Genomic DNA, 9286 nt, shown 5'->3' with positions numbered 1-9286 from the left:
AAAGGATCTAATCGCTCAGGATCAAAAAAATCAAAGTGTCAAAGAACAAAAATTGTTAAACTTATTTGATGCAAAAAGTTAACGCATCAGTACTAATTGGTGACATTGATGCACATTTTGCCACCAATCATAAATGCCAATCCGCCAAACATTTTCTTTTCTTCGAAAGCGAGATGTAAAACGTTGCCCAGATGGGTTCTTACCCGATGGGCAAGTTCAGTGCTGTAAGCCATGATTGTTGTTTTTCAATTCCGACATTTTCTCTAAGATCAGGTTTGCTGAGATTTGCAAAGCTTTTATCCTTCTTGTCAACAATGTGTGTTGGGACGAGCCTTTTTCGATTTTCTGCAAAGCCATTTCACATTTATGGATAAGTGAATCGATCGCTGTTTTCGCTTCTTCTAATTCTGCTGGTGTATAAGTGGTCATCCCGACTTCCTTTAGACGGTGTTTTTGTTCAGATGAACTTCATAGGATAAGCAGGTTCTATTTGCCCCCTTTTGATTTTTTTTAGTTTGGACTCCATTAGCTTTCTTGTGAGTGGTTTTAGGTAATGGAGATATAGAATTCCCTGTGTATGGTCATATTCGTGCTGTATCATTCTTGCCGTCGTACCGCCAAATGATTTGGTTTTTGGCTCAAAATCCTTGTTGTAATACTCTACGACAATTGACCAGGGTCTTTGTACTTTTTGTGACAGGTTTGGAATGCTTAAACAACCTTCTTCGTCTTCCCAAACCTCTTCCGAACGTTCAATTATTCTGGCATTGATGAACGTTTCCATAATTCCATTATCGTTCTTGTCAAAAATGGCCCTTTGTTCCTGGACAGTCAGATTTTCAAAAGTTGTTTTACTGTCTACGACAAACAACTTTATCGGTAGTCCGATTTGAGGTGCGGCAAGCCCGCACCCACTGGCATTTTGCATGGTTTCCCACATATCGGGAATCAGTTTGTCCAACTCCGGATATGTGGCTTCGATGTCACTGCATTCCTGCTCCAGAATACGGTGTCCGTATGCTAATATGGGTCTTTTCATTTTTATTCTTCTGATGAAGTTTGCATAACTTTTCTCTCTTATACCAGAATCATGGTTAATAATGTTCTCATTAATCTATGATTTATAGAAAATCACACTTCCAACGTCAACCACATCGCGGGTCGAACCCCTCCGCCATCTTTGGGGCTTCCGTGAACTCCGTTGCCCCTTACATATACATTGCCATTGGAACTGATGCTCGCGGAAGTCCGGCTATAATAGCTAGGTGAGCGAAGACGCCACCATTGAGGCTTGTTATTATATACCGCCTGCCGTTTTCTATTATTTTCGTCTTCGATATGCCATTTTTGACCGTCTCTGTTAAGTAGTTTTTTGCCGCTGTCCCCGAAATACCTACAGACTTCTTCAAGACTGAGCAAAAATATTTTGTCCATCGTGTCCGCACCTCCCTTTGTCCCGAACCATGGGTTGTCAGGATTGCGGTTTACAACCGGAATAATTTTTTCTTTTTCATGTTGGTTGAACATGTCATAAAAATCAGTGTTGAGATATTTCCTTATTTCGCTTTCAGGCCAGGTAACATCTACAAATTCGGTGTGATACCACCTTAGTTCGATGATGTCTTTAGTGATAACCAGTTTCCTGTTATCGTCCCATTCAAGTATCAGCCAATTGTGGTTTCCAAAGGCTATTATGTCATCTTTTATCATTGGGCGCACTTATTGACCGCGACTGCTATATTAAAGAAGTTATTGACTATTTTCAAGTTAAAGTTCACTTCTCGAACACAATCTATGTTTGCATGAGCTCACAGGTATGCAGATTCGCTATGTATGCTTAATATCCCCCACTACATTCAGCCTGTTCCCTTCCGTATCCTCGAAAACGGCACACACCATACCGATTTCCGGAATTTCGGTTTTCGCTTCGTAAAAATTCAAGATAAAGCACAGAAAATGAATTTGTTTTTTGGTGTGTTCTTGTGTTTTTCGTAATTTTGGAATGGTATACATTGATGATGGAGGTATCCATATCACGTTTAGCTGTGTATCCTGCGGATCTGCAACGGATCACTGGTCAGAGTGAACGCACCTGTCAGCGGCTCCTCAACAAGATCCGGGATATGTTTGGGCTGGATAGGCATCAGCATGTAACTGTTTATCAGGCCTCGGAGTATTTAGGCATTCCCGTAGTGGAGATCATCCGTTTCATGGGCCGGTCCTGACCCAAACATCCGGCAAAGGGCTTTGTCGGGCAGCGAAAATTTTTCTGAAGCAACCGTGGCGGCGACTGGCCGCCACGGTTTTTTTATCTAAAAAGGTTCCACTCCTCTTAAAAAGATGCCACTTCCGAATCCTCGGTAACGGATGGGGTGATTATTCCCACGGGGTTCACCAAACAACTTTGTACTTATCAGTAGGAGTTTCCCAAAACGACTGGATACGGAGCTGCAAATATTATAGCAGCGCGCCGGATTATCCGGGCGGCTATGCACGGAAGCACGGATCAACGTAACGAAGCTGTTTCGGTAACGATTGCGTGTTTTTTTTCTTACGGCCCGTTTCGTTGTTATCCAGCTGTTAGCTAACCCGTTATCGCCTGTGGGGGTGGGTAAGGGTCAGGATAATACAGGATACTTTCGGTGTTTTTTATCGTAATATTGCTGTAGTTGTTTGTGCCGGGAAACTGGCGGGCAACGGCTAATTATAAATCAAACGTATTTTCCAGATACATGTTCAGAACAAGCTTTTCAATGGATTTTTTTGCGCGAAACGTTCGGCGTTTAGCGGGATTATGGCTCATTTTCCTGATGGTGGGCGGGGTAAATGCCGAAGAACCGGAGTGGACGCGATATGTAGGCGTCCGGAAGCTGGATATTGCCGATCGCACGGTGCAGGCGAATGCACACGGCGCCGTAGGCGATGGGCAGACGCTCAATACCGCGGCCATCCAGGCTGCCATCGATGCCTGTGCGGCCCAGGGCGGCGGAAAAGTGGTCTTTGATAAAGGGGATTACCTGACCGGATCGGTATTCCTGAAATCGAATGTGCAGCTGCATATCGGGGAAGGGGTCCGCCTGCTCGGCAGCCAGCGGCTGGAAGATTACCCGGAGATACATACCCGCGTGGCGGGGGTGGAGATGCTGTGGCCTGCGGCGTTGGTTAACGTTATCGGCCAGCGGAATGCCGCAGTTACGGGCAGTGGCATCATCGATGGACAGGGAAAGCCTTTCTGGGATGCCTATTGGGCGCTGCGCAAGGAATACGAACCCAAAAAACTGCGGTGGATTGTAGATTACGATGCCAAACGGCCGCGCACGCTGCTGGTGGATGGCTGCTGGGATATCCTGATTGAAGATATAACCTTTCAACGGGCGGGTTTCTGGACGGTGCATATCCTCTACTCATCATACGTAACCGTGGATGGCATCACCGTGCAGAACAACATCGGCGGGCATGGGCCAAGCACCGACGGGATAGACATCGATTCGTCGTCATGGATACTGGTGCAGAACGCGGATATCGACTGCAACGACGATAATTTCTGCATCAAGTCTGGCAGAGACTGGGACGGATTGCGCATCAACCGGCCTACGGAGTATGTGCTGATCCAGAATTGCGTCTCGCGCCGGGGCGGCGGGCTGATTACGTTCGGCAGCGAAACGTCCGGCGGGATGCGACACATCATGGCCCGTAACCTCCGGGCGCACGGTACCAAGGTGGGCATCCGCTTTAAGTCGGCTCGCAACCGCGGCGGCGTGGTGGAGGATATTCACCTGCGGAACATCACCATGGACAGTGTGGGGGTGGCCGTGGAAATCACGCCGAACTGGAATCCGTCTTACAGCTATTCCGAGTTGCCCGAAGGGTATGACTATCGTACCTTGCCCGACCACTGGCGGGTGATGCTGGAACCGGTAGTGCCGGCGCAGCGGGGCATCCCGACGTTCAAAGGGATTTACATCGACCAGGTGAACTGCCGGAATGCGCGGAGGGCGATCTTTGCCGACGGCCTGGCCGAAAATCCGCTGCGGGACTTCCACTTCTCAGACGTGTACATCCGGGCGCAGGAGGCCGGCAAGATACAGCATGCAAAGGACTGGACCTTTGAAAAGGTAACCCTTGAAGCCGCCGACGGCAAACCATTGACAATGACCAATACCGATAATGTTAAACTTTAGAAACCGAGCTTTAGACCGATGAGATTACTTGCTATTTTATGGATTGCCGCCGCGGCGGCTTGCAGCAACGCGCAGCAGCGCGACAGTGATGGATATGTGCCCTGGCAGTCGATAGACGAACCACTGGCCGAACTGGAACGGGTGCGGGCACTCATCAAGGCGCCGGAGTTTCCGGATCGCGAGTTCCCGGTAACGGATTACGGCGCGGTGGGCGACGGCCAGACGTTGAACACCGAGGCGTTCAAGGCGGCAGTCGAGGCGTGCCATGAAGCCGGCGGGGGGCGCGTGGTGGTACCGCTGGGTACGTTTATCACTGGCGCAATTTACCTGAAGAGCAACGTAAACCTGCACCTGGCGGACAGTGCCACGGTGCGCTTCAGCCGGGATACCACGCAGTACCCGCTGGTGTTTACCCGGTGGGAGGGTATGGAACTGATTAACTACTCAGCATTTATCTATGCGTATGGGGAGGAAAACATCGCCATTACCGGCAACGGTACGCTGGATGGCAATGCCGATAACGACCATTGGTGGTGGTGGAACGGCGCCGAGCGGTTTGGCGGCCGCAAACATATCGGTTATCAAAAGGCGGCGCGCGACTCGCTGCATGTGCTCAACGACTTGCAGACGGATCCGGAAACACGCGTGTTTGGCGATGGCTATTACCTGCGGCCGAACTTCATACAGCCCTACAAATGCAAAAATATCCGGATAGCGGATGTAAAGGTTATCAATTCTCCCATGTGGAACATTAACCCGGTGCTGTGCGAAAATGTAATTGTCGAGCGCGTGAAGGTGATTTCCCACGGTCCGAACAACGACGGCTGCAACCCCGAGTCGAGCAAAAACGTACTCATCAGCCATTGCTATTTCGATACGGGCGACGACTGCATTGCCATCAAATCGGGCCGTGATGGCGATGGCCGCCGGATAGGGGTACCCGCTGAAAACATCATTATTGAACATTGCTACATGAAAGATGGGCACGGTGGCGTGGTGCTGGGCAGTGAGGTGTCGGGCGGTGTGCGCAATGTTTTTGCGCTGAACAACACGATGGACAGTCCGCAACTGGACCGGGTGCTGCGCTTGAAAACCAGCTCCAGCCGGGGCGGCACGCTTGAAAACGTCTTCATGAAAGATACCAAGGTGGGCACTTATAAGGAGGCTGCGGTGCGCTTTAATATGTTTTACGAAAAGCCCGGCGATTTCATGCCCACCATCCGCAATGTGTGGGTAGAGGACCTGGAAGTGGAGCGAGGCGGCAAGTACGGTATCCTGGTGAATGCTTACGCGGAGTCGCCGGTGCAGGACTTCCGCATGGTTAACGCGACGATGCACGGCGTGAAAACACCCATCAAGGCAAACAACGTGCGCAACATGGTGCTGGAAAATGTCACCATCGAGGAAAAGAGCCTGGCTAAACCGGAGGAGTTTAAATAGCATGCGGTTGCGAATCACCTGTTTGGCGATGGCAGCAGCGGCCGTGGCCGGCGTGTTGCTGCCCGAGGGGCCGGCTGCCGCACAACCGGGGCAGGGCGCCGACCGCGGGCGTGCTATCCGTTACCTGCCCGATGGGGAGGATTTTGTTATCCGGAATGGTACACGGCGTTTCAACCGGGCGCTTTACGGTACGCACACGGCCTTCCGCGTGGAGGCAGGCGATCTGCCGGAGTTTGCCCTTTACCTGCCGGGAGTGGGGGGCAACCTTCAGCTGGGACTGGTCAGCGGCACGCAAAGCAAGTGGCTAATCCATGCGGAAGCTATAGAAGCGCGCTACCGGCCGGGGATGATGCTGTACCGCATTGAGGATGCGATGCTGGGCGACGCGGTGCTGGACCTGCAGGTGCTGGCCCTGGCGGATACCGAGGGCCTGGTGTTGAAGGCGGCGGTGACGGGAAATGTGCCTGAGGGGGTGCAACTGGTTTCGGTGTTCGGCGGCGCGAGCGGTAAGAAATTCAGCCGGGCAGGCGACATCGGCGCGGACCCTGAATCGGGCTTCTATCTGCACCCCGAGTATTGTGTGGGCAATACGTACCAATTGCAGGGCCACCGCTTTGTGCTGGACTATACCCAAGGGCGTGATGGGCAACGCCGGCTCACGGGCTCGTTCCCTGAAGGGGGCGTGCTGCGGCTGGGCGACGCGCATGCGCTGACCAGTCCGCATGCACTGTTGGCGTCGTCGGCATCGGCTGCACCGGTAGTGTATGCAGTGCTGGACGCCGCTCCCGGGGTTTCCCGTTACTGGATGGTACGTACCGGCGGTCTTCAGGAGAACCCGGACATGGATGCGGCGGAGGCCTTCCGACGGGCGGAAGCGGCGCGGGCGGCGTTGGCGGGCACCGTGAAACTGCATACGCCGGATCCGTTTATCAATACGCTGGGTGGCGCGCTCGCCGTGGCCGCCGATGCGATATGGGAAGACCCCACCTTCCTGCACGGAGCGGTGGCCTGGCGCATGCGCTTGAACGCTTGGCGGGGAGCGTATGCAGGCGACCTGCTGGGGTGGAGCGACCGTGCCCGGAGGCACTTCGAAAGCTATGCGCGTTCACAGGTGCTCACGCCCGAGTCGGCGCCGGTGGTAATGGATACCGCCCTGCACCTTGCCCGCCATCTGGAAGAGATGGGCACGGCCATGTTTTCCAGCGGCTATATCTCCCGCAACCCGAACGACAATACCCGCCCGCACCATTACGACATGAACCTGGTGTTTTTTGACCAGTTGCTTAACCATTTTGACTGGACGGGCGACACGGCGTTCGTCCGCGAAATGTGGCCCTACATCAAGCGGCACCTGGCGTGGGAGAAGCGCAATTTTGATAGCGACGGCGACGGGCTGTACGATGCCTACTGCGCCATCTGGGCCAGCGACGGACTCCAGTACAGCGGCGGCGGCGTAACGCATACCTCTGCCTATAATTACCGGGCTAACCGCGTGGCGGCACGGTTGGCGCAGCTCGTGGGCGACGACCCCGCACCGTACGATAAGGAGGCGCAGAAGATAATCAAGGCGATGAACAGCCGGCTTTGGCTGGCCGACAAGGGATGGTATGCCGAATACGAAGACCTGCTGGGCAACAGGTTGTTGCATAAGCAGCCGGGGGTGTGGACCATCTACCATGCTCTGGATGCGGGTACGGCCGACCCGTTCATGGCTTACCAGTCGCTGCGCTATATAGACACACAGATCCCGCACATCCCGGTCAGGGCACGCGGACTTGAAGATACAACGCTATACACGCTGTCTACCACCAACTGGCAGCCCTATACCTGGTCGGTCAATAACGTGGCGCTGGCCGAGGTGTTGAATACCGCGCTGGCCTACTGGCAGGGCGGCAGGCCGCAGGAGGCATTCCGCCTGTGGCGGAGCAGCCTGATGGAGAGCATGTACCTGGGCGCCAGTCCGGGCAACTTCCAGCAGCTTTCTTACCACGATGCGCGGCGCGGCGAGTTGTACCGCGATTTTGCCGATCCCATCGGGGTGGCCGCGCGTACGGTGGTGGAAGGGCTGTTCGGCATCCGCCCCCGCGCATTGGATGGTGTGCTGCACGTGGGGCCGGGCCTGCCGGCGGAGTGGACCTTTGCTTCGTTCGAAACGCCGGATGTCCGTTTCGATTACCAACGGAAAGACAGCACCGAACATTACCTGCTGACGCCCCGGTTCCAGACGGCAATGCGGCTGGTGATGCGCCTGCCCGCCAGGGCCGCCGGGATCCGGTCGGTCACCATCAACGGGGTGGCCGTACCCTGGCGGGCCGACGATAACGCCGTCGGTACGCCGGCTATCGTGCTGGAAGCGCCGGCAGCTCCGGCGTACAATATCGTGGTGGCGTGGGATACGGCGCCAATTGAAAGGCTGGACATTGCCGGTACTTGCGTGGCCGGTACTGCCCTGACGCTGGAAACCCGCCGGGCCGCGTTTATGGATTACCGCGATCCGCAGGGGTCGCTGACTGCTGTCGCGCGGCAGCCGCATCGGCTGACCGCTACGGTCGGCCCGGAGGCCGGGCACGGCACGTTTTTCGTGCAGCTGCGCCAGGGCGCGTTTACCTGGTGGCAACCGGTAGACGTTGAGCGTGTAAGCCGGGTGCAGGTGAGCACTGATATTGCGCGCGGGGAACAGGCGACCGGCCTTACCCTGCATAACCGCGGTGCGGCGATGCGCGTGCGGCTCCTGCTGAACGGACAGCCGCCCGGAGGGCAGCATGCGATTGACCTGCCAGGCAACGGCACGGCGCACGTAGCCTTGCCTGCTACCCAACTGGTGTTTGGCACCAACCGAATAGCTGTGCTGGATGAGCACGACAGCCTGCTCGTGCAGGCGGATATACCGCATTGGGACGCGGAACCGGCAGCCCCAAAGACCTATGACATGGTGCCGATGGACAGCTGGATGAATGCGCGGGTCGACGAGATTTTCGAGCAGCGCTACCTCTCGCCCCGCCCCGTATCGCCAACGCTCCAGCTGCCCTGGCAGGGTATCGGCAATTGGTGCTACCCGCTCACGGAAGCGCATATCGACGACAGCGGGCTGCGCAGCAAGGCGGGGACCGGGAACGCGATTGCACTGCCCGGCGGCATCCCGATGCGCACGACCGGTGAGACCGAAGCGCCGAATGTACTGTTTGTATCCATGTGGGATAATTATCCGGATGAAGCCAGTATCCCGCTTGCGGGACACGCCAGCCATGCCTACCTGCTGATGGCAGGCAGTACTAACCCGATGCAGAGTCACGTGACCAACGGGGAGGTGGTTATCACTTACGCAGACGGCACCATGGAACGGCTCGAACTGCGTAATCCGGACAACTGGTGGCCCATTGAGCAGGATTATTACTTAGACAGCCCCGCGTTCTGCACCGGGAAGCCGCATCCTTACCGCATACACTTGAAGACAGGCGAAATACACCGGGAGTCGCCCCGCTATACGGAAATCAAAGGGTTTACGCAGCGGGCCGTAGACGGCGGGGCGGCCACCTTGCTGGATGTACCTTTGGATAAAAGCAAGCCCCTGAAATCGCTGCAACTGCGGGCGGTGGCCAACGATGTGGTTATCGGCTTGATGGGCGCAACGCTATGCCGGGATTAACGATGCATGAAAACAACTA

The 9286-nt window shown here is 55.0% G+C and carries 7 protein-coding genes; 4 read left to right on the top strand and 3 right to left on the bottom strand.

Annotated features, from left to right (window positions below; all coding sequences use genetic code 11):
• Positions 1-216: 216 nt before the first annotated feature.
• From BM030_RS09810 to BM030_RS09800, 3 genes are all read right to left on the bottom strand, one after another.
• The gene (locus tag BM030_RS09810) at positions 217-429 is read right to left on the bottom strand and encodes a hypothetical protein (RefSeq protein WP_090973410.1); all 213 of its coding nucleotides are present in this window, start codon (positions 427-429) and stop codon (positions 217-219) included.
• A 28-nt stretch (positions 430-457) separates the two neighbouring features.
• A complete protein-coding gene (gene def / locus BM030_RS09805; protein WP_090973409.1) occupies positions 458-1039 on the bottom strand; it encodes a peptide deformylase in 582 nt (193 codons plus the stop codon).
• Positions 1040-1131: 92 nt separating this feature from the next.
• A complete protein-coding gene (locus tag BM030_RS09800) occupies positions 1132-1710 on the bottom strand; it encodes a DUF6273 domain-containing protein (protein ID WP_090973408.1) in 579 nt (192 codons plus the stop codon).
• 305 nt (positions 1711-2015) lie between these two features.
• On the opposite strand from BM030_RS09800, the gene BM030_RS09790 reads away from it, so the two are divergent.
• The 4 genes from BM030_RS09790 (at position 2016) to BM030_RS09775 (ending at position 9267) form a co-directional block, all read left to right on the top strand.
• Positions 2016-2225: a hypothetical protein gene (locus tag BM030_RS09790; RefSeq protein ID WP_211657569.1), complete on the top strand. Its 210-nt coding sequence runs from the start codon at positions 2016-2018 to the stop codon at positions 2223-2225.
• Positions 2226-2732: 507 nt separating this feature from the next.
• Positions 2733-4181 (top strand): glycoside hydrolase family 28 protein, encoded by a 1449-nt coding sequence (locus BM030_RS09785; RefSeq protein ID WP_244518822.1) that lies wholly within the window; start codon positions 2733-2735, stop codon positions 4179-4181.
• An 18-nt stretch (positions 4182-4199) separates the two neighbouring features.
• Positions 4200-5621: a glycoside hydrolase family 28 protein gene (locus tag BM030_RS09780; protein ID WP_090973405.1), complete on the top strand. Its 1422-nt coding sequence runs from the start codon at positions 4200-4202 to the stop codon at positions 5619-5621.
• Between the two features lies 1 nt (position 5622).
• A complete protein-coding gene (locus BM030_RS09775) occupies positions 5623-9267 on the top strand; it encodes a DUF4450 domain-containing protein (protein ID WP_211657568.1) in 3645 nt (1214 codons plus the stop codon).
• Positions 9268-9286 lie beyond the last annotated feature (19 nt).

Source organism: Parapedobacter composti (assembly GCF_900112315.1).
Classification (GTDB): Bacteria; Bacteroidota; Bacteroidia; order Sphingobacteriales; family Sphingobacteriaceae; genus Parapedobacter; species Parapedobacter composti.
Note: the sequence above shows the minus strand (reverse complement) of the source record. Positions and strands in the feature narration are given on the sequence as shown.

Bases quoted from the DNA above. Each gene is read 5' to 3' on its own strand.
- BM030_RS09810 (WP_090973410.1), bottom strand. From the start codon at position 429: ATGACCACTTATACACCAGCAGAATTAGAAGAAGCGAAAACAGCGATC.
- def (WP_090973409.1), bottom strand. From the start codon at position 1,039: ATGAAAAGACCCATATTAGCATACGGACACCGTATTCTGGAGCAGGAA.
- BM030_RS09800 (WP_090973408.1), bottom strand. From the start codon at position 1,710: ATGATAAAAGATGACATAATAGCCTTTGGAAACCACAATTGGCTGATA.
- BM030_RS09790 (WP_211657569.1), top strand. From the start codon at position 2,016: ATGATGGAGGTATCCATATCACGTTTAGCTGTGTATCCTGCGGATCTG.
- BM030_RS09785 (WP_244518822.1), top strand. From the start codon at position 2,733: ATGTTCAGAACAAGCTTTTCAATGGATTTTTTTGCGCGAAACGTTCGG.
- BM030_RS09780 (WP_090973405.1), top strand. From the start codon at position 4,200: ATGAGATTACTTGCTATTTTATGGATTGCCGCCGCGGCGGCTTGCAGC.
- BM030_RS09775 (WP_211657568.1), top strand. From the start codon at position 5,623: ATGCGGTTGCGAATCACCTGTTTGGCGATGGCAGCAGCGGCCGTGGCC.